Source organism: Sulfuricurvum sp. (assembly GCF_028713855.1).
Classification (GTDB): Bacteria; Campylobacterota; Campylobacteria; order Campylobacterales; family Sulfurimonadaceae; genus Sulfuricurvum.
The window spans coordinates 81,564-102,595 of sequence record NZ_JAQTNN010000009.1 but is presented as its reverse complement, the minus strand read 5'-3'; the positions used below and the strand labels follow the sequence as shown (position 1 = coordinate 102,595).

The window sequence follows — 21,032 nt, the reverse complement described above, 5'->3', positions numbered from 1 at the left end:
ATGGATGAAAATCTGAAAAATGAAGTCATTGAAATAATTCAAAAACAATCTAATTGTTCAAAATTGAATTTTGATATAAATATATTTGATCAAGTACCGCTAAATGCTCATCAGTTTCCAACTATAGATTCTACTTTCAAAAAAATTGATATTATTTGTTCAAATACTAATTTTGATTCTTTTATTTCTATCAATGATGAAATTAAAAATATATATTCTGAAATAGAGAAAATAAACAGTACATATTTCGTAAGCTTTATCTTTGACAAATGTCATATAAAGTTTTGGAATGAAAATGTTAACTTAGATTGGCATATACTCTTTAATGAGTGTAAGCTAAACGTTTATATAGAAAATTCAAAGATCTATCATATTCATTTGTTAGCTAGAAATTTTCAAAATTGTGAATTTGAACAAATTAGTTTGTTAAATGATATTACAATTATCCATATTGATTTAAATTTAACTTCCATAAAGATGTTACAGTTGGTAAAAACAGAAATTTTGGATAACGAAATTAATAAAATTGAGCTAAATAATTGTGAAATTAATGAAATGACGATTATAGACTCTACCTTTAAAAGAGACTTTACAATTTATAAGACTAAAATAAATATCATAGCAATCAAAAATGTTGATTTTGAAGTATTGTCAGAATTTAATGAGGTTACTTTTCAAGAAGAGTTTGATTTAAGTGAAATAACCTATAAAGGCTTTGCATTATTTGACAAGTGTATTTTTAATACAAAAGCTAAATTTGAATACATTATATTTGAAAAGTTTGTCTCATTTAGAGGCTCAATATTTAATAAAGGATTGAATTTAGATTATACGAGCGGCGATAAAGAGATTAATTTTTTTGGAATAAATGGGCTTGAAAGTAAAGAATCCAGAAAAAATACATCACGGGAAACATATCGTATTATCAAATATAATTTCGAAAAGATTGGTAATAAAATAGAAGCAAATTATTATCATACATTAGAACTAGCAAGATATAGAAATGATATTTGGAAACACTCGTTACTTGACGGTATTGTGTCATTTTTTCATTGGCTCAGTTCTAATTATTCAACTAATTGGTTTTTATCATTATTTTGGATCTTCATAATTAGTATTTGTACGAATTTATCTCTTGGAAATGATTTAATAATTCTCAATAAAATTCAATTTGAGTGCATTTTTAAATACATTAATATTTTATCAAGTATCAATGATTTTAATAATTCATACATAATTATGGTATTAAATAAGGTGTCTTTAGGATATTTATATTATCAATTTTTGACAGCAGTTAGAAAAGATACGAGAAAATAGGCAATGATGAAAAACGGAAGTGAGGCTTTAGCCTCGCAAAAAGAGATGCAAGAGGAAGCTTATGCGGGACTAAAGTTCCACCTCCGAAGTGACAACAATATAGGCGGGACTGAAGTCTCACATACAATTGGAACTGACACTTCAATGTCGGAAAGTCATGTAGTAGGCGGGGTTAAAACCCCACTTCCGAGAAAATTTACTCATTTGCCACATATTGATTTGAAAGGGTATTATCAGTTTGTGACATTTAGAACATTTGAGAGTGTTGATGAATTTGTGCGGAAGTGGGACTTTAGTCCCGCTATGAGCAATAAAGAAAAACAACAAAAGATCGATGAATATTTGGATATATCTATCAAAGGAGCTTACCTTAAAGATGATGTTTTGAAATATTTATTTGACTTTCTAATCAGTAATGATAAAAGGCTGTATGAGCTTGTTGCATTTTGTATTATGAATAATCATGTGCATATTCTTTTTAAACCATTGGAAAATTTGAGTAAGGTTATGCAGAAGATTAAAGGTACAAGTGCTAAAAAAATTAATGAGATTTTAGGTAAAAATGGTAGATTCTGGGCTGATGATTATTACGATAAGGCAATCAGAGATGAAAAACATTTTTCAGTGGTGTATGAATATATTAAAAATAATCCGTTGAAAATAGATGAGATAAACAATAGCGAGGCTAAAGCCTCACTTCCGAATGGGACTAACACTTTAGTATCGGAAAATAGTATAGGCGAGATTAAATATTCATTTCCAAGATTTTATGGAGTTTTTGAATGACTATTACTGCCTAAACCAAAATTTCCACACTAACTTAGATGAAATAAAAACAGGAGAAAAACAATGATCAAAATAGGTGTTATTACCGCTTCAGACCGTGCCAGTGCAGGAATTTATGAAGATATCTCTGGTGTTGCCATTCAAGACACTATGAAAGACTATCTAAAATCGGAACATGAGATTGTGTATCGCTGTATCCCCGATGATCAATACACGATAGAAGAGACGATGATGGAGTTGTGCGATGTTGAGGGGTGCTGTCTTGTGGTCACTACCGGTGGGACAGGTCCTGCAAAGCGTGATGTTACCCCTGAAGCAACCGAAAATGTGTGTGAGAAGATGATGCCGGGATTCGGTGAATTAATGCGTCAGGTTAGCCTTAAATACGTCCCTACCGCGATTCTATCTCGTCAAACTGCCGGTATTCGTGGTAAAAGTCTTATTATTAATCTTCCCGGTAAACCTAAATCGATCCGTGAGTGTCTGGATGCGGTGTTTCCGGCTGTACCGTATTGCATTGATCTGATTGAGGGACCGTATTTAGAGTGTAATGAAGAGATTATCAAGGCATTTCGACCAAAACAGTAACTTGGTATTAATGTGTAAATAAACAGAGTTAAGATAAAAACTCTATCGATGACGGAAGTTGTTTAGGGGCTTTAATCCGAAGCTGTTTGTTGATATTCATCCGTCCGTATACCACTTCAAAATCCGAGGGGGATACGCCGAACTCTTTTGCTAAAAAGCGGACCATATGATCGGTTGCTTTTCCCGCTACGGGTGCTGCGGTCACGCTTACTTTGAGCTGATTCCCTTTAACTTTTCCTATAGCATCTCGTTTGGCACTTGGAGTTCCCAAAATATTGAGCACTAAAATATCTCCTTCCCATTGATAAAAAATATTGGCAAGTGTTTTGGCTTTCACAAACAGACCTTCTGTAAGTTTTTTTGAAATAAAGAGGCAATCCATTCTTTGACAGCACCCCTTATCCTCCGTCTAAAACGTTTTAGATAGGGCATTTCTGGTTTGTTTAGAACATAAATCAAAGCTTTTTTTAGTTCATTATCAGTTTGATTTTTTTCGAGCTCATCCAGATTTTCTTGTATAAAAGCACGTGTACCCACATCATGCGCAACTATTTTTACAATTTGTTTAATATCTAACGCTTCAGTAAATGTAGTACATCGACTTAGTGCATTATTTATTTTAAGATTGATCATTGTCCGGATACATTTTTCGCATCGCCCGCAGTTAAAGCTGCTTTCAGGATTGCTCCAGCATACCCGTAGGCTGTTCATAGCAATGTCATATTTTGCAATAAGTGCAACTTTCTTCACTCGTGTCGCTTCACAACCATCGTGGATAAATTCAAGACTATCCGAACTCCATAACGGGTCTAAAATAGGATGTGATCCCCAAGGAAATAAATTTTTATAGGTGAAGCTTGAGGGTATATAAATTCGGTGTAACGTTGGAGATAGAAGATGCCCTATTGCTGCAAGGGCAGGTCCATGTCCGAGCTTTCCCCAATCTACATAGAAATTAAGGAGTTCACGGATATTCGTTTCAATTTCAATAACATTTTTACCAAATTCATTAGCGACTTTACGGATCATCTCTGATGTTTTATTTCTTAGTACGGTATCCTCGAGCTGAATATCCAAGCCATGTACAAAGATCAAGTCGGTTATCTCCTCTTGATGCTTTAAAAAAGTATAAAAAGAATCGACGCCTCCGGTGAAAAAGGCACCAACTCTCTTTTGTGTGAAAGAAACAGTTGTTTGATATGTTGAACCTACGACTTCAATGTTCTTAAAAGAAGGCTCCCAAACGCAGTAAATATCTTGAATCGTGGATAATCCTGAGATAAATTTGGTAGTGATTTTGCCATTGGTAGATATTTTCCCTCCACCCATTTTCATGCTGGGTAAAAGTGCGCAAGCTATAAAAGCTTCTGTATTACCGGAAAGAAGATTGCTCTCATCATTTTTAAAATAAATGTTAAATGTCTTATCTTTTATTTGAAAGTCCACTGTGACTAAAGAGGTTGGTTGTATGGTGTTGCAAGAAATACTACATACTGAGTCGATCATATATCTGCCTTTGATCCGCTTATCAGGTGATAAAATTTTAGCTAAGATACAGTGAAAAACGTATTAAAACGAGTACAGAGGAAGCGGAAATATAAAGAAAAGAAGGAAAGTGGTCCTTTCCCCAAGGGGAAAGAATATTAAACGAAATTGACTTTGGTAACGTGGTGGTTAAGTCCTAGCTCTACAGGAGTGCATCCGAGTGCAAGACCGACCATTTGAGGCATGTGCAATACAGGAAGGTGTACTTCACGACCGAGTGCTTTAGAAGCACCGTGATTTTGAACGTCGAGTTTGAGATGACACAACGGACACGGTGTAACCATCCAGTCCGCATTGGCATCCATAGCCCCTGCAATTGCATTACCGGTTAAGATCGCTGCGGTACGCGGTGACTGAAGTTCGGCATGGAAGCCGCAGCATTTGTTTTTCTCTTCGTAATTAACATTGACACCGCCGCACGCAATGATAAGATCATCGAGTGAAGTCGGATTGTAAGGGTTTTCTCCGCCGTTACTGAGATTTTGAAGCTCTGAAGGGCGAATGTTGTGGCATCCGTAGAACGGAGCGATATTGAATTGGCTGAGTGGTACTTTCACGTTAGCCGCCAATTTTTCCAAACCGTAATCTTGGATAAGGGCATATAGGAAGTGGGTCACTTCGGATGTCCCTTTATACTCCAAGCCAACTTCTGCGAGTTTAGCGTTTACTTTCACTTTTAACTCCGGATTGGTATCGAGACGGTGTTTGGTCATTGCTGTGTTGAGCTGGCAGGTATTACAGATGGTAACCATTGTAAGACCCAGTTTTTCCGCATAGCAGATGTTACGTGCATTGAGTACGAGGGATAAAAAATCATCGTAATCTTGGAGGTGAGATGCACCGCAGCAGCTTGCTTCGTCTAATAATACCAACTCGATTCCGAGCTTGTCGGCAATTGCCATTGTCGATTTTAGAAGCTCCGGCGTACTTTCACGCGCCGTACATCCGGTGTAGAGGGCGTATTTTAGTTTTTCCATAATCAGCTCCTAAAATTTCACAGTGGATGAAGATTTAATCAATTTTTTGATTTCATCCAGATTTTTTGATTTCGGCATATTCCACGGCATAACGATTTTGCCGTTTTTAAACATGGCGATCGCTTCAGGGATATGTTTCATTACGCCGAAATTGCCTTCAGAGTAACGTACCAGTTCACCCTCATCGAGCAAACCGTGTTTTTCGATCGAGTGGGCAAAACCGACGGCATGGCGGGTAGCGACATTGTTTTTAGCAATGTTGGCTTCAAATACCATATTATGAAGTTTGGTAATTTTTTCGATCGGGTTGACTTCTTTCGGACATACTTGCGCACACTCCATACATTTGACACAATCCCAAACCCCTTGAGTTTCTTCATTGACAATGTGCAAGCGCTCTAACGAAGCCTCATCACGAACATCGGCGCTGAAACGGTATGCCGCTGCAAAAGCAGCCGGTCCGATAAACTCTTCATTGATCGCCAATGCCGGACATGAGTAGTGACATGCACCGCATTGGATGCAGTAGTCGGCTTCGAGAAGTTTTTCAGCATCATGTGGACTGACGAGATGCTCCGACGCAGGGTGTTCTTCGATATCGCTGACGAGATATGGTTTAATCGATGCGTGTTTATCCCAGAAGTCTTTTTTATCAATAATGAGGTCTTTAACAACCCTTTTCGTACTAAGCGGTTCAATAACCAGTTCACTGCCGAAAACGTTAATCAAATCAAAAAGACGTGATTTACAGGCCAAAATACCTTTACCGTTTACTTTGATCGAGCACACACCGCAGATACCGTGACGGCAGCTGCGACGATAGGAAAGGCTTCCGTCGTGATCCCATTTGATGCGGTTTAGGATGTCTAGAACCACCTCTTCGTGGGTTACATCCAAAACGTAGGTGTTATAGTAAGGAAGGTAATCGGTCTCTTCGTTGAAACGGAAAACTTTAAATGTTACTTGTTGCGATTTTATCGTATCCATGTGAGTCTCCCTTAATATGATCGTGCTTTGAGTTCATGGCGACCGAGGGTTACATCCATGTAATCAAGCGTGACATTACCGGTTTCATCCATGTATGCCATCGTGTGTTTCAAGAACTGCTCATCATCACGTGTCGGGAAATCCTCACGGAAATGAGCTCCACGGCTCTCTTTACGATCCAATGCACTTGCAACGATAAATAGTGAGTAATCAAGCATATGACCGAATTCGATCGCTTCTTGAAGCTCGGTATTGAAGATTTTTGATTTATCGGCAATACGGATATGTTGGTAGCGGTTACGTAAATCTTTTAGAATTTCCATTTGAGCAATCAATGTTTCAGCGCTGCGGAAAACACCCGCATTGTCAGTCATTGACTGCTGAAGCTCGTTACGAAGTACAGAGACTGATTCTTGGCCATTGTTGGTCAGAACCCAATTCATTTCATTGATCATACGTTCGGCGTCCGCTTCAGTAGCAGGATGCAATGCAATGCCATCCACTTCATCTACCATTGTTTTACCGACAAATCGTCCGAATAACAATGCTTCAAGTACTGAGTTTGCACCGAGGCGGTTTGCACCGTGAACGGATGAACATGAACACTCGCCGGCTGCGTAGAACCCTTCGACGAATTCAGAGTTGTTTTTACGAACGTGACCGTGTTTATCCATCGGAATACCGCCCATCGAGTAGTGAGCGGTTGCCGAGATCAAAATCGGCTCTTTAATCATGTCAAGACCGAGGAAGGTGATCGCAAGATCGCGAAGTTCCGGCAGACGTTCCATGATTTTCTCTTTGCCCAAATGGACAAGATCGATGAATACGGCGTCTTTACGTGGACCGACACCGCGTCCTTCACGAATCTCTTGGATGATTGCACGGGCAACAACGTCGCGAGATGCGAGTTCCATTGCGTTGGGTGCGTATTTTTCCATAAAACGCTCACCCAGTGAGTTAAGGAGTTTACCACCCTCACCGCGAGCCGCTTCAGAGATCAAAACACCGTTTCCGGAAAGTCCTGACGGATGAAATTGTACGAATTCCATATCTTCGAGAGGAAGACCGTGACGCGCTACGAGTGAAAGACCGTCACCGGTGTTTGCGTGAGCATTGGAATTGATTTTAAAGGCACGAGCATATCCGCCGGTTGCGAACATAACCGCTTTCGCATTGAAAATCGCTTTTTCGCTGTTACGGATGTTATAGGCACTGACACCGTACACTTTTCCGTCGTTATATAACAAATCGGCAACATACCACTCATCCCAAAACTCAACGCCCTCACGGAATGCTTGTTCATAGATGGTTTGAAGGAGGGTAAGCCCTGTACGGTCTTTTGCAAAACAAGCACGTGGTGAAGATTGTCCGCCGAATGGGCGTTGGGCAATGGTTCCGTCTTCGTTACGGCTGAATGCCGCACCCATACGCTCAACCCAACGGATCGTTTCCGGTGCTTTTTCACACATAAACTGTACTACGTCTTGGTCGGCAAGGTAGTCTGAACCTTTTACGGTATCGAACTCATGAAGCTCAACGCTGTCTGCGTCACTGAACGCAGCATTAATTCCACCTTGAGCAGCACCTGAGTGACTGCGCAATGGGTGTAGTTTTGTGACGACGGCAACTCTCTTACCGGCTTTTTGCAACTCGCGAGCTGCGGCACATCCGGCTAAACCAGCTCCGACAATAACCGCATCATAAGTATAAATGGGAATACTCATACGCCTTCCTTGTTCATAAAATCTGTGGATGATTATAGCGTGCCGCTCCTTGTCCAAGATTAAAAAGGATTATAGAACAGGATAGGGGATGAAAGTGTGGTTTGTTGTCCAAAATAGTAACAATATGGAGATTTATTCCACACATAATGAGTGGAAAAGTTACACTTTAAGGTAGGACATAGCGAATAGAATTAGAACATCATCGTATTTGAGCGACGCGATTACCACCATTTTCTTTGGCTTTTTCAATCAATTTAGCAGCATCTTCCACTGTTTCATCGATAGATTTTGAAGGAGGTTTGAGTAAAAAACCGGCACTTAGCGTGATTTTAATCGGTCCCAGTTCCGCATTAAAACTGGATTCTTGGACAGATTGAACGATTGTTTCACACTCTTGCAAAGCAAGTTGTTTGCTGTTTCGGGAGAGGAGGAAAGCGATTCGGTCATCTTCCATGTGCGCAATAACGTCAAGTGGTTGTTCATAAAGAGAAATCATATCTCCGAGCTTTTTAAATAGGTTTTCTATATCCTCTTTAGCAAAGGTACTGATAATTAATTCGTACTGGTCAATTTCAAAAAGGGCTAGAAAAACCATATTCCCTCCCTTTCCTGCTTTTTTTGCGTTAAAAAGGGCGGTAAGTCCTTTTGCATTGTTAAGCCCGCTCAATGGATGAATCAGTGTTGGGTTAAGTGAATTTTGGAAAGATCGTCGTAATAGCCGTTTAAGGATAAAGTCAACTTCTTGCGTTGCAGCCTCTTTTTTTGAACCGTCTGTATCGATTGAGCATGCTTGATCAATATCTCGATAAATCTGATTGAGACGATAGCGGTAAAGAAAGAATATGACTAAAGTGGAAAAAAATAATATGATAGCGGTCATTTTTGCAGTGGCTATAGATTCATTAATAACATGAATCTGGTAATCCATCATGCGGTCGATATCAGCTAAAAATGCTCCTCGTGCATTCATCATGCGAGTGTTTTCAGAGGCTCGTGAAGTGCTAAGAGATTCACCCCATATTAAGGCAGTGTCACGAAATGCTGCTGAGGATATTTCTAGTGAACGAAGTAGAGAAGCTTGTTCTTCGTTTGATCTAACGAACACATCCAGAAGGGCTTCCTGTCCGGAGAGTTTCACTGAGAGGTTGATCTCTGATACCGCACCGTTGATCAAAATAGCGGCCATTTTTTGATCACTTAAATCCGTGTTGATAATTTTATCGATTAATAGATGCTGATTTTTTAACGCGCCCAAGCGTTCGCTGTATTGTGAAATATGGAAGAGTTGTACACCCAGTACCGCAACACCAATACCTAGGATCATCAAGACAACTTTGAGATTAAAAAAAACTTTTCGAATTGAAATCATGATAATCTCCCCTCCCTTTTATATAAATCAATTAAATACATTTTACCATATCGGTGTCAATATAATAGTGTTTAACGGTTTCATAATCTGATTTCGTTTATAATAAGAACATTTTATTTAAACAGGTGGATCCGCCGGCGTGAATGTTGAAAACTATTTTATTTCTACCTTTCGTTCTTCTCGCAAGCACATAGGAGATGATGGGGCATGCATCGGTGAGTGGGTTTACAGTAAAGATGTTTTTTTTGAAAATGTTCATTTTAAACGTCGATGGTTGACACCGTATCAGATCGGATATAAGGCAATGATCGTGAATATTTCCGATGCTATTGCGATGAATGCGACTCCTAAATATGCTTTACTCGGAGTAGCGATGCCGCGTTCGATGAGCCTACATCAGATGGATGAGCTTTCATGTGGGTTGCAAGCTGCTGCTTCAGAATACGGTATTGAAATCATCGGAGGGGATACGATCGGTAACAGCAAGCTGGATTTGTCGATTACGGTTATTTCCCAAACAAGCAATCCGCTTTTGCGCCGTGGGTTAAAGAAAGGTGACATAATTGCCCATACCGGGACGATAGGGAAATCGGCAAAAGAGCTGAAGTATTTGCTTTCGGGGGGCAAAACACATACCAAAAGCCGTTTTGCAGCTCCTGTGCTACGTCAAACTTTTGTTTCACAATCACGTCGCTATTTACGATGCGGAATGGATATTTCAGACGGTCTGTTCAGCGATATCGGGAAACTTTGCAGTGCCAATCGGATGGGAATTCGATTTACAAAAAAAGTTCCTAAAAAAATAGGATGCAGCGGGGAAGAATATGAGATGCTGATCGCTTTTTCTCCTCGCAGACTGCAAACGTTACGCCGTGTTGCGGCGCGTACTCGAACGGCTATTACCCCAGTGGCTTGCGCTGTACGCGGAAGTTATATCAATCGCTGTAAAGCACATCATTTTTAGGAGTTTCATGGAACGTCAATACTATCTGCCTCACAGCGTCATCGAATTTCATTTTCGTCAATCACCGCGTGATTTCGTCGTAGATGAGATACCTCTTTATCCTTTTAGCGGAGAGGGGGAACATTTGGTTCTCCACGTCCGTAAAAAAAATCTTTCTACCTGGCAAATGATCGATATTTTCAGTAACCATTTGGGAATCAAAGGGCGTGATATCGGATACGCAGGTTTAAAAGATAAAAATGCTCAAACGAAGCAGTATATTTCACTTCCGCGCAAATTTGAGGGGGTGTTGGAAAGTTTTGAGCACGAAGGGATCAAAATCCTCGAAAAAACCTACCATAACAACAAAATTCGGATCGGTCATCTCAAAGGGAACCGCTTTTTTATCCGTCTTAAAAAAGTTAATCCGACAGCGGCAATGAAAATTCAAGAAGCCCTTAAAATGATTAAAAAGCAGGGGATGCCTAACTATTTCGGGTTTCAGCGTTTCGGATTGGACGGGGAGAATTATAAAAAAGGAGAGGCGATTTTGGCAGGTACGCTTAAAGAACGCAATAAAAAATTGTCTCAATTTTACATTAATGCGTATCAGAGCTATCTATTTAACGACTGGTTGAGCCGCCGTATCGAGATATCCAAACTCGTTGAGGGATTTGGAATTGATGAGTTGACTAGAATTTTGCCTTTTCCCAAAGAAGAACTTGAAGCTATGAAAGCTCAAAAACATCCGTTTAAGTTGTTACACGGTGATGTAATGATGCATTATCCTTACGGAAAACTGTTTCATTATGAGAGCAGCGAGGAAGTAGAACGATTTGCTAAACGTGATATCTCGGTCAGCGGACTTCTCAGCGGTAAACGTGCAACACGTGCCGTCGGTTTAGCAGAGAGCGTCGAAAAAGAGTACGACACGATTACCAGCGGTATCGATGGAGCACGCCGTTACGGATGGATTTTTCCTGAAGAGATCGAGGGGGAGTACAAAGAGAACGAAGCCTGGTTCGAACTCCATTTTACCCTTCCAAAAGGGTGCTATGCCACCGTATTGATCGAAGAGATCGCCAAACGCCCAATCCAAACCGATGAAACTCAGGAGTAATCATGAAGCAACATTTTACCTCGGCATTGTCCCAAACGTTTGGACGTTTCGCGTCCAAAGAGCATAGGAAAAGGTTCCAGACAGCTATCAACCATGCTTATGTCAAAGCGATGGGACTGGATATGTCTGATTTTGAGTTACCCGAAACCTATCCTAGCCTTAATGCCCTTTTTACCCGAAAATTTCGGCATAAACGTTCTTTCTCACATGATCCGCTTGATATGATCAGTCCTTGCGATTCGCTTATCACCGAATGCGGAACTATCGAAGATGATTTGGCATTGCAAATCAAAGGGATGCGATACAGTATTGATGGCGTGTTAGGTGATTGGATTTCGCCCGAGTCAAAAAAAAGTGTTTACAACGGAACTTTTGTCAATTTCTATCTCTCTCCGCGTGATTATCACCGTTATCATGCTCCGATCGATATGCAGGTTCTTCGTACGGTTCATATCCCCGGAAAACTTTATCCGGTTAATATCCCATCGCTTAAAAAACAGGTCAATCTTTTTATCGAAAATGAGAGGGTGGTGTTAGAGTGTTTAAGCAGTGATGGAAAACGATTTTTCCTGATTCTCGTAGGAGCGCTCAATGTGGGCGAGATGGAAGTGAGTTTTGAACCCCGTATACGAACTAACGGTGTCCTCACTCCGAGCCAATACAGTTATAAAGACCTTTATTTGAGCAAAGGCGATGATTTTGGATGTTTCCGTATGGGATCGACTATTGTAATGTTGTGTGAAAAAGAGATGCTGGAACTTGGAATCTCGACTGGGCATAATGTCCGCTTTGCACAGACAATTGCAAGGATTAATGCTTCGAAATAATATCCAAACGTACTTGCAAATGCCCCTCGTGCTCACGTATTTCAATAGTACTATCGACGGGTGGATGCAGTTTACTCAAAGCACCTTGTACAGAATGAAAAACGTGGAAAAATTTTGGAAACATTGGAGCTGTGACATAATCGATATGTCCTTGTTTGATTTCATTAGCTATGACATTGATTCCGGAGTAATAGACCGTTTTATTGATAGAACGGCTAATTTGATAATTGCGTAGCAATTCAATATTACGCACTAGAACATCACGCTCTTCTTCGCACAGAACTTTGTTCTCATGAGCCCTGCTTAATTCATCGGCAATCTCATTCTCAGTGATTAATCGTCGTTCTTCGATCTGAGAGAGGAGGGTAGAATCTTTACTCTTAATAAGATCGAATATCGTATCCGTTTTTAACGGATCGGCCATAGTAAGATAGGTATATCGCTCATCTGATTGATAGTTATGGTCAAGTGCTTGAATCAGTTCTGCAACGACACTGAGATAGGCAAATTTATCTTCTTTGTTGAGATCGAACGTAATACCGTGTGCAGAGATGAGAGGTTTTGGACCGGCGTATTGAAGAGGCATAAATTACTCCTTGGCGCATTATGCCTCAAAATATGAGGCATCAATTTTAATTATTATACATTAAATCTGAAGTGCATGATATCACCATCAGCCACAATATATTCTTTACCTTCCAAACGCATTTTTCCGGCTTCTTTGGATTTGGCTTCGCCGCCGCAGGCGACGAAGTCCTCATAACCGATAACTTCGGCGCGGATAAACCCTTTTTCGAAGTCGTTATGGATAACGGCTGCCGCTTTAGGTGCTGTAGTGTTTTTGTGAATCGTCCAAGCGCGAACTTCTTTGACTCCGGCGGTGAAATAGCTCATGAGCCCGAGTTTATCGAATCCTTTGCGGATTATTTGCTCTAGCCCTGATTCTTCGACACCCATATCACGTAGGAATTCATCACGCTCATCATCTTCCATACCGACAAGTTCTTCTTCGATTTTTGCACAAAGTTTGATCACTTCACAGCCGTGTTTTGCAGCATGTTCACGGAGACGTTGAACAAACTCGTTGTCTTCGGTCAGACTATCTTCGTCGACGTTCGCTCCGTACATGATCTCTTTGGCACTAAGAAGTCGAGTTTCGCTCATTAGTTTTTCATACATTTCGCTATTAGCTTTCGGAAAGTTACGAGCGAGGTTCCCCTCCGCCAAAAATTCTGCCAACTCTTCGGCAAATTCTGCCATAACAGCAGAATCTTTATCGTTTTTCGCCTGTTTTTTAAGTCGTTCGATACGGTTAGTCAACACTTCGATATCAGCAAAGATCAGTTCGTTTTCGATGATCTCGACGTCAAGTAACGGATCGATACGTCCCTCGGTGTGAACGATATTATCATCTTCAAAACAACGGACGATTTGCAAGATTACTTCGGTTTCACGGATATTCGAGAGGAATTTATTCCCCAACCCTTCACCTTTACTTGCTCCCTTGACGAGACCGGCGATGTCGACGAAATCGAGGGTTGAGTATTGGATACGCTCAGGATTAACGATTTTAGCGAGTTCATTCAAACGGATGTCAGGAACCGGAACGGTTGCTTTGTTCGGTTCGATCGTACAGAACGGATAGTTCGCCGCTTCGGCGTTTTGTGCTTTGGTGAGTGCATTAAAGGTGGTCGATTTGCCGACGTTTGGTAGTCCTACGAGTCCGATTGATAAGCCCATTGAGTGTTTCCTTAATAGTGTTTCGATGCGTAAAGTATTGGCACAATTATACAGTAGGGTTGTTGAGTGGGGACTGAGGGGAGAGGGAAGATGTTTTGTCTCCGTTCGCCCTGCGCGAGTCGAAGGGTGAAACGTTCATGGTTCGACTGGCTCACCACGAACGGGGGATTTATTTGCAATGCTCCATGAGCCAGTTAAGCGTCATTCGAACACCTGCACCTGTACCGCCGTAAGTGTGGACATCCCACGCGCTTTCGGTATAGGCTGAGCCTGCGATATCAAAATGGACCCATTTTTCTTTCATATCTTCATCGATGAAATTATCGAGGAAGAGGGCGGCTGTAATTGCACCCCCGTAAGGTTTGCTAGAGACATTACACACATCGGCGAGGTCGCTTTTAATCAGTTTTTTAAGATGGCGGTTGAACGGGAGCATACCGCAGTATTCTCCTGAAGCGGCTCCTGCTTCAATCCACTCCTGTTTGAGGGCTTCATTGTGTCCCATAACGCCTGTGGTATAGGGTCCAAGTGCAACCATACATGCACCGGTGAGGGTAGCATAGTCGAAAAGGAAGTCTGCTTTGACATTCTCTTGCGCATATCCGAGTACATCGGCGAGGACGAGACGTCCTTCGGCATCGGTGTTGCGCACTTCAATCGTTTTTCCGTTTTTAGCACGGAGAACATCATCAGGTTTGTAGGCATTGCCGCTGATCATGTTTTCGACTGCTCCGATAAATGCGTGCACTTCGATATCAAGTTTCAGCTCGCTGACCGCTTTGATAATTCCCATAACGGCACATCCACCGGCTTTATCCATTTTCATTGTTACCATCGATGTTGCTGCTTTGAGACTAAGCCCGCCGCTGTCATACGTGAGCCCTTTGCCTACGAGAGTGATTACCCGTTTCGGATTTTCGGGTTTGTAAGCGAGATGAATCAGGCGGGGAGGGTGGGCTGAACCGCGTCCGACGGAGAGCATAGCAAACATTTTTTCGTCTTCAAGACCGTTTACATCGAGGATAGTACATTCGAGGTTATTGCTTTGAGCCAGAATATCGGCGGTAATAGCCATTTGCTTCGGTGTCATATCATCGGGAGTTTGATTAACCAAACTGCGGACAAAATTGGTTGCTTTAGCAATGACGAGGGTTTGAGTTAAAATAGTTTCTAATGTATCGATCGCATTGGATGATCCATCATTGTTTTCATTTGAAAAGATTACTTCGGTCAGTTTAGAGGGTTTCGGTTCTGATTTGTAGCTTTCAAATTTATAGCTTCCCAAAACGACCCCTTCGATTAACGCACGGAAGCGTTCAGGGGTGTATTGCGAACATTTGAGAGAAGTGTACGCATAGCTCATTGCACTTTTGACCGCCGTTGCCATTGCGGATCGATAAAGCTCATCGCTCATCTCTTTGTCGATACCGCATACGAGCAAACGGTGCTCATGCAAAGCACAGAGTTGTTCTTGCTCCGCTTTGAATCCTGCTTGGGTTAAAAGGGCGTGGTGAGGGTGGGTTTCAAACGTTTTGGCATCGACAAATTCCAACGTAAGTTCGGCTCCGATTTTTTCAAGTGGTTGATTATATAGTTTGACGTTCACGGCGTTTCTCCAAAAGATTTTTTTCAAGTCGGTTCATATTGTAGATGATTCCCCAAACAAGGAGTCCGATCATTGGGATGGCAAAAAACCAGTGCCCTTTGACCCATCTGAGGATATTCAAAATTTCTGCACCGTAATAATAAGCGGGAATTATGGTAATACTGGCCCAAAAAATAGCACTGATAAAGTTGATAATGGCAAATTGGCGGCTTGAGTATTGTGTTAGACCGATCGCCATCGGGATAACGGTACGCATCCCGTACATATAGCGCTGGACAAAGATTACCGGCCAGCCGTATTTTTTGAGTAACAGATGGGCAATAGCAAATTTACGACGTTGGGAACGGAGTTTGTTATGGATATATCGTTTGTTGAATCGCCCGATGTAGAAATAGATTTGATCTCCGATAAATCCGCCAAATCCACCGACCGCTATTGAGATTGGCAAAGACATATCCCCCATATGAGAAAAGATTCCGGCCATAATAAGCCCCATTTCCCCTTCTAAGATACTCCAAAAAAAGAGGACGATGTAGCCGTATTCTCTAAGCCACCCAATTAACAGTTCTTCCACGGATAGCCTTATTTATCAAAATTTAAAATTTGTTTTGCCTGCATCATATCCTTGTCTCCTCGACCGGAGAGGTTGACGATGATGAGTTTATCTTTGATATCGGTCATTTTTTTCAAATAAGCGACGGCATGGGCAGTTTCAAAGGCAGGAATGATCCCCTCGGCGCGGCTAAGCCATACAAATGCATCGAGTGCTTCGGCATCGGTAATATTGTCATAACTGACATTATCGTTATCTTTATGGAATGAGTGTTCCGGTCCGATTCCCGGATAATCGAGTCCTGCTGAGATGGAGTGGGCTTCGAGTATCTGACCGTCGTCGTCTTGGAGGAGGTAGCTCATTTGGCCGTGAAGAACTCCCGGACGACCTTTTAGGAGTGAACAGCCGTGTTTGTCTGTATCGACTCCCAAGCCTCCCGCTTCGATTCCGATACAGCGAACCTCTTTGTCTTCCAAAAAGTGTTGGAACGTTCCGATGGCATTGGAACCGCCACCGATGCAGGCGATAACGTAATCGGGGAGGCGGTTTTCTTTTTCCAAAATCTGAGCGCGCGCTTCACACCCGATAATTGCCTGAAAATCGCGTACCATCATCGGATACGGATGAGGTCCTGCCACGGTGCCGATAATGTAGAACGTATCACGTGCATGGGTAACCCAATGACGGATTGCGTCATTCATAGCATCTTTTAGGGTTTTAGACCCACTCTCGACTGCATGAACTTTTGCTCCGAGAAGTTTCATGCGAAAGACATTGAGTTCTTGACGTGCTACGTCTTTGGCTCCCATGAAAATCTCACATTCCAAACCAAGCAGCGCAGCAATGGTAGCTGTCGCAACACCGTGCTGTCCTGCACCCGTTTCGGCGATGACCTTCTTTTTACCCAAACGTTTAGCCATCAATCCTTGCGCGATAACGTTGTTAACTTTGTGCGCACCGGTATGGTTCAAATCTTCCCGTTTGAGATAGATGGTAGCACCAAGTTCTTCAGAGAGGTTGGCGGCATAGTATAGGGGGCTTGGACGGCCAACGTAATCGGTAAGATATCCGTCAACTTCTTTCCAAAACGTTTCGTCAAAACGAATTTCGTTATAGGCTTCTTCGAGTTCCAGAAGGGCAGGCATTAACGTTTCAGGGACATAACGTCCTCCAAAAATACCGAAATGGCCGTCAACGGGATCAAATTTTGAGGGTTTTGGGATGTACATTAATCAACTCCAATTACAGTATAGACTTCAACAAGTTCGCGTAGTTTGGATTGTCCGCTTAAAAAATCAAGACCCATCACAAAACACGCTTCGACACACTCGGCTCCTACTTTGTTGATAAGATTGGCTGCCGCATACGCCGTTCCGCCGGTAGCGATTAAATCATCGATTAGTAAAACGCGAGGTTTTGAAACCTGTGAAAAGGCATCGATGTGGATTTCTACTTCATCAACGCCGTATTCAAGTGAATATTTTTCGGATACGGTAGTGTAGGGGAGTTTCCCTTTTTTACGGATCGGGACAAATCCTACACCTAACATTTGAGCAAGTGCTGCACCAAAAATAAATCCGCGTGCATCGATCCCGGCGACATGGGTGAGATCATACGAAGCGTAACGCTCTGTTAAATGTCGCATTAACAAACCATACGCTTCCTTATCGGAAAGGAGGGTCGTAATGTCTTTGAACACAATTCCCGGTTTTGGAAAATCAGGGATATCGCGGATTGCGTTGATCAAAACGGCTCTGTCACTCATGCTGAGATTCATAGTGGTTCCTTGAAAATTGGTTAAATTAGCGCGTCGATACGCCCTTCGAGCTCTTTAATTTTACTTTGGAGACGATCGGTTTCGGAACGATGTTTTGAATTGCGCTGTTTGAGTGATTTAAGCTCGTTGCGCAGATTGTTGAGCTCTTCGCTGAGAATATCCACATTCCCCAGTGCACGTTGAAGCTGAATTTGATATTTTCGGATTAATACTTCAGCCTCTTTGAGGGTCAATTTCATCATCTCGCTGGTGCGTTGTTCTTTAACGGTGATACTGCGAAAATAGAACATCTTGACCAAAAAGAAAAGGGCACCCAGTGTAACAACCGTGAGCAATGACCACTCTAAAAACATACCTTATCCTTTGATAGCCTCTAATTTATCGACTCGGCCGCAATGGCGCCCGCCTTCGAATTTTCCGGCAATCCATGCATCAAGTATCGATTCGGCAACCCCTTGTCCGACAATACGTTCACCGTAACACAAGACATTTGCATCATTATGTCCTCGGGCAACCGTTGCCGTATAGGCATCATGGCATAACGCCGCGCGAATACCATGATGTCGATTTGCCGCTATGGACATTCCGATTCCTGAACCACAGATTAAAATCCCATGTGACGTAGAATCGGCAAGAACGCTCTCACATACTTTTACCGCATAATCGGGATAATCAACTCTTTCTTTGGAAAAAGGCCCTAAATCGATGACCTCATGACCTTTGGTACGAAGAAGTTCAACTGTAAAATCTTTTAAATCGATTCCGGCATGATCGGTTGCAATATAAAATCTCATAGATTTCCTTAGTTTAATAATAAATGTAATACAGCTTCAATCGGCCATATTACCAACGGTATCTTCAGTGGAGTAACCAATATGATGATGATAACAATCATTCCATAAGGTTCGGCTTTGGCGAAAAATTCAGCAACGGCACGAACTTTATATTTTAATGCCAGATAACTTATAAAATGAGACCCGTCAAAACCGGGAATAGGGAGAAGATTGAAGACGGCTAAAACGACGTTGATCAGCATCAGTTTCATAACAAACAAATAGAAGAAAAGATATCCGATTCCATCCGCTTCTGTTGGTTGCGCAAGAGAGAGCAGCATGATTGAAGAGAAGGTTGCTAAAAACAGATTGTAAACGATTCCTGCCAGGCTTACCTGCATTGCCGCATTGTATCCTCCGTTACGGATAACAGTATGGATATTGACGGGAACCGGTTTGGCCCATCCGAATAAAAAACCGCTGGAAGCACCCAGAAGTAAAGGGACAAAATAGGTCATTAAAGGGACGAGGATTGATCCGAACGGATCAATATGGATGAGAGGATTGATGCTGAGTCTTCCGCTGTTTTTTGCGGTATTGTCACCGTATTTATGAGCTACCCATCCGTGCATGATCTCATGGCCGATAATGGCGATGAGCAGTGCGATAATCGCAGCAGGGACTTCGAGCAGATTAATAGAGTTCATGGTCGTTGGCATCTTCGCGTATTCGCTCCGCTACAGCACGGCTTAATGGTACTTTTTGTTCCAAATCGGCAGGTGTTTTTCCGATACGGTCCCAACGTACTTTATAATCGGCATCCAAACTAAAATAGACGAACCATGGGGTTCCCTCGATTAGACCATAGGGAACAGCACCCCAGAATCGGCTGTCATTTGAGTGGTCACGATTGTCTCCCATCATAAAATATTGTCCATCCGGGACAAGAGTAGGGGGGAAGTCAAAAATGAAATCACCGTTTTGAATGAACGCGATGTTTGGGTCGTCTTTGGTGATACGATCATCGTGGTGAATCCCCGGATGTTCTTTGGTATATGGGTCTTTTACCCACAATTTCCCGTCTTGTTCAATAAGCTCGTAGTTTGAAAAGGCTTTTTTGGCGTATTCATCCCCTTCACGCGGGTGAAGATAGAGGACTTTATCTTTTAAAAAGAGTTCATCTCCCGAAAGGGCAACACATCGTTTGACGTAATGGAGCTGTTGGTTGTTCGGGTAGCGGAAGATAATGATATCTCCTCGTTTAGGCTCATCCCCATCGAGGATATGTCCGTCTGTGCCAGGGATAAGGGGGATTTCGAGAAAGGGAATATGGGGTGTTGATATACCGTAGGCAAATTTTTTCGCGAACAGATGATCCCCTATCAGAAGGGAGTCTTTCATCGATCCGCTGGGGATACGAAACGCTTGCGCGACAAAGAAAATAACGAACAAAACGATGATAATCGTCCCAGTCCATGTGTTGGAAAAGCGGTAGGCGCGATGAGCGGCAGTGAATATTTTTTTCTTCATAAGGTGGGTTATTTACTCTCTTCTTTGGCATGAATTTGGGCAGCTTTGAGGGTATTGCTGAGCAACATGGCGATGGTCATCGGTCCGACACCGCCCGGTACAGGGGTAATATACGAAGTTTTAGGGGCAACGGCGTCGTAATCGACGTCTCCGACGAGACGACCGTCAGGGGCACGGTTGATTCCGATATCAATGACGATGGCCTCTTGTTTTACCATATCTTCTTTGATCAGATTAATAACTCCGGCACCGACGAGGACGATGTCGGCTGCAAGGGTGTGTTTTTTCAAGTCGTCGGTGAAGATATGACAGATTTCGATCGTAGCATTGGCGTTCAGTAAGAGTGCTGCCATGGGTTTACCGACAATATTAGAGGCTCCGACGATGCAGCAGTTCTTCCCTTTTGGGTCGATGTTGTACTCTGCCAACAGCTCCATAACACCCAGCGGCGTACAAGGGACGAAGCCGTCCAATCCTGTTGCAAGGCGTCCGACATTATACGGATGGAACCCGTCAACATCTTTTGTCGGGGCAACCACTTCGAGGATTTTCGTTGTATCAATGTGGGAAGGGAGGGGAAGTTGAATCAAAATACCGTCAATATTGGGATTTGTATTCATCATTTCGATGGTTTTGACGATTGCATCTTGGGAGATGTCATCGGGCATTTCATGGGTGACGGAGTAAAATCCGGCACGGTCACACGCCTTTTTTTTCATCCCGACATAGGCTTGACTCGCGGGGTCGTGGCCGACCAAAATCACTGCCAAACCGGGGACTCTTCCGGTCAGAGATTTGAGTTCTTTGGCTCCTGTGGAGACTTTTATTTCGATTTTTTGTGCGAGCGCTTTACCGTCAAGTATTTGCATT

At 42.3% G+C, this 21,032-nt stretch carries 23 protein-coding genes; 6 read left to right on the top strand and 17 right to left on the bottom strand.

Translation table 11 applies throughout. From position 1 onward, the window contains the following. The 3 genes from PHI47_RS09665 to mog all read left to right on the top strand — a co-directional run bounded on the left by PHI47_RS09665 (position 1) and on the right by mog (position 2,691). Complete coding sequence (locus tag PHI47_RS09665) at positions 1-1,317, top strand: hypothetical protein (protein WP_299932710.1); 1,317 nt, start codon at positions 1-3, stop codon at positions 1,315-1,317. A gap of 3 nt (positions 1,318-1,320) precedes the next feature. Then, a complete protein-coding gene (locus PHI47_RS09660) occupies positions 1,321-2,103 on the top strand; it encodes a transposase (RefSeq protein ID WP_299932713.1) in 783 nt (260 codons plus the stop codon). A 63-nt stretch (positions 2,104-2,166) separates the two neighbouring features. After that, positions 2,167-2,691, top strand: coding sequence for a molybdopterin adenylyltransferase (gene mog, locus PHI47_RS09655; RefSeq protein ID WP_299932716.1), 525 nt, complete (start codon positions 2,167-2,169; stop codon positions 2,689-2,691). A gap of 28 nt (positions 2,692-2,719) precedes the next feature. Here mog and PHI47_RS09650 read toward each other — a convergent pair whose 3' ends face one another. The 6 genes from PHI47_RS09650 to PHI47_RS09625 form a co-directional block, all read right to left on the bottom strand. Further along, positions 2,720-3,028, bottom strand: a complete 309-nt coding sequence (locus tag PHI47_RS09650; protein ID WP_299932719.1) for a DUF167 family protein — start codon at positions 3,026-3,028, stop codon at positions 2,720-2,722. Beyond that, positions 3,025-4,197, bottom strand: a complete 1,173-nt coding sequence (locus PHI47_RS09645; RefSeq protein ID WP_299932722.1) for a hypothetical protein — start codon at positions 4,195-4,197, stop codon at positions 3,025-3,027. Before PHI47_RS09645 ends, PHI47_RS09650 begins: the two co-directional genes overlap by 4 nt. 137 nt (positions 4,198-4,334) lie before the next feature. After that, a complete protein-coding gene (locus PHI47_RS09640; RefSeq protein WP_299932725.1) occupies positions 4,335-5,213 on the bottom strand; it encodes a CoB--CoM heterodisulfide reductase iron-sulfur subunit B family protein in 879 nt (292 codons plus the stop codon). Between the two features lie 9 nt (positions 5,214-5,222). Then, on the bottom strand, positions 5,223-6,200 hold the full coding sequence (gene sdhB / locus PHI47_RS09635) for a succinate dehydrogenase/fumarate reductase iron-sulfur subunit (RefSeq protein WP_299932728.1): 978 nt from the start codon (positions 6,198-6,200) through the stop codon (positions 5,223-5,225). A gap of 11 nt (positions 6,201-6,211) precedes the next feature. After that, positions 6,212-7,924: a succinate dehydrogenase flavoprotein subunit gene (gene sdhA / locus PHI47_RS09630; RefSeq protein ID WP_299932731.1), complete on the bottom strand. Its 1,713-nt coding sequence runs from the start codon at positions 7,922-7,924 to the stop codon at positions 6,212-6,214. 199 nt (positions 7,925-8,123) lie between these two features. After that, on the bottom strand, positions 8,124-9,293 hold the full coding sequence (locus tag PHI47_RS09625; RefSeq protein WP_299932734.1) for a diguanylate cyclase: 1,170 nt from the start codon (positions 9,291-9,293) through the stop codon (positions 8,124-8,126). A gap of 139 nt (positions 9,294-9,432) precedes the next feature. On the opposite strand from PHI47_RS09625, the gene PHI47_RS09620 reads away from it, so the two are divergent. The 3 genes from PHI47_RS09620 to PHI47_RS09610 are packed head-to-tail and all read left to right on the top strand — an operon-like array spanning position 9,433 to position 12,183. After that, on the top strand, positions 9,433-10,257 hold the full coding sequence (locus PHI47_RS09620) for a thiamine-phosphate kinase (RefSeq protein ID WP_299932737.1): 825 nt from the start codon (positions 9,433-9,435) through the stop codon (positions 10,255-10,257). A gap of 7 nt (positions 10,258-10,264) precedes the next feature. Continuing rightward, on the top strand, positions 10,265-11,356 hold the full coding sequence (gene truD / locus PHI47_RS09615; protein ID WP_299932740.1) for a tRNA pseudouridine(13) synthase TruD: 1,092 nt from the start codon (positions 10,265-10,267) through the stop codon (positions 11,354-11,356). Positions 11,357-11,358: 2 nt separating this feature from the next. Beyond that, positions 11,359-12,183 (top strand): phosphatidylserine decarboxylase, encoded by an 825-nt coding sequence (locus PHI47_RS09610; protein WP_299932743.1) that lies wholly within the window; start codon positions 11,359-11,361, stop codon positions 12,181-12,183. Here the strand turns inward: PHI47_RS09610 and PHI47_RS09605 are convergent. From PHI47_RS09605 to folD, 11 genes are all read right to left on the bottom strand, one after another. Then, complete coding sequence (locus tag PHI47_RS09605) at positions 12,167-12,769, bottom strand: hypothetical protein (protein ID WP_299932746.1); 603 nt, start codon at positions 12,767-12,769, stop codon at positions 12,167-12,169. The genes PHI47_RS09610 and PHI47_RS09605 overlap by 17 nt on opposite strands. A 53-nt stretch (positions 12,770-12,822) precedes the next feature. Further along, a complete protein-coding gene (ychF, locus tag PHI47_RS09600) occupies positions 12,823-13,923 on the bottom strand; it encodes a redox-regulated ATPase YchF (RefSeq protein WP_299932750.1) in 1,101 nt (366 codons plus the stop codon). A 169-nt stretch (positions 13,924-14,092) separates the two neighbouring features. After that, on the bottom strand, positions 14,093-15,529 hold the full coding sequence (locus PHI47_RS09595; protein WP_299932753.1) for a leucyl aminopeptidase: 1,437 nt from the start codon (positions 15,527-15,529) through the stop codon (positions 14,093-14,095). Further along, the gene (locus PHI47_RS09590) at positions 15,510-16,103 is read right to left on the bottom strand and encodes a DedA family protein (protein WP_299932756.1); all 594 of its coding nucleotides are present in this window, start codon (positions 16,101-16,103) and stop codon (positions 15,510-15,512) included. Before PHI47_RS09590 ends, PHI47_RS09595 begins: the two co-directional genes overlap by 20 nt. Positions 16,104-16,111: 8 nt before the next feature. Then, on the bottom strand, positions 16,112-17,311 hold the full coding sequence (trpB, locus tag PHI47_RS09585) for a tryptophan synthase subunit beta (protein WP_299932759.1): 1,200 nt from the start codon (positions 17,309-17,311) through the stop codon (positions 16,112-16,114). Beyond that, positions 17,311-17,859: an adenine phosphoribosyltransferase gene (locus tag PHI47_RS09580; protein WP_299932761.1), complete on the bottom strand. Its 549-nt coding sequence runs from the start codon at positions 17,857-17,859 to the stop codon at positions 17,311-17,313. Before PHI47_RS09580 ends, trpB begins: the two co-directional genes overlap by 1 nt. A 20-nt stretch (positions 17,860-17,879) precedes the next feature. After that, positions 17,880-18,212: a hypothetical protein gene (locus PHI47_RS09575; protein ID WP_299932763.1), complete on the bottom strand. Its 333-nt coding sequence runs from the start codon at positions 18,210-18,212 to the stop codon at positions 17,880-17,882. A gap of 3 nt (positions 18,213-18,215) precedes the next feature. Then, positions 18,216-18,653 carry a ribose 5-phosphate isomerase B gene (rpiB, locus tag PHI47_RS09570; RefSeq protein WP_299932766.1) on the bottom strand — a complete coding sequence of 146 codons (438 nt, stop codon included), beginning with the start codon at positions 18,651-18,653 and terminating at the stop codon, positions 18,216-18,218. Positions 18,654-18,661: 8 nt separating this feature from the next. Then, a complete protein-coding gene (locus PHI47_RS09565) occupies positions 18,662-19,339 on the bottom strand; it encodes a site-2 protease family protein (RefSeq protein WP_299932768.1) in 678 nt (225 codons plus the stop codon). Beyond that, the gene (lepB, locus tag PHI47_RS09560) at positions 19,326-20,162 is read right to left on the bottom strand and encodes a signal peptidase I (protein WP_299932771.1); all 837 of its coding nucleotides are present in this window, start codon (positions 20,160-20,162) and stop codon (positions 19,326-19,328) included. Before lepB ends, PHI47_RS09565 begins: the two co-directional genes overlap by 14 nt. Positions 20,163-20,170: 8 nt before the next feature. Further along, the gene (gene folD / locus PHI47_RS09555; RefSeq protein WP_299932774.1) at positions 20,171-21,031 is read right to left on the bottom strand and encodes a bifunctional methylenetetrahydrofolate dehydrogenase/methenyltetrahydrofolate cyclohydrolase FolD; all 861 of its coding nucleotides are present in this window, start codon (positions 21,029-21,031) and stop codon (positions 20,171-20,173) included. Between the last annotated feature and the right edge of the window lies 1 nt (position 21,032).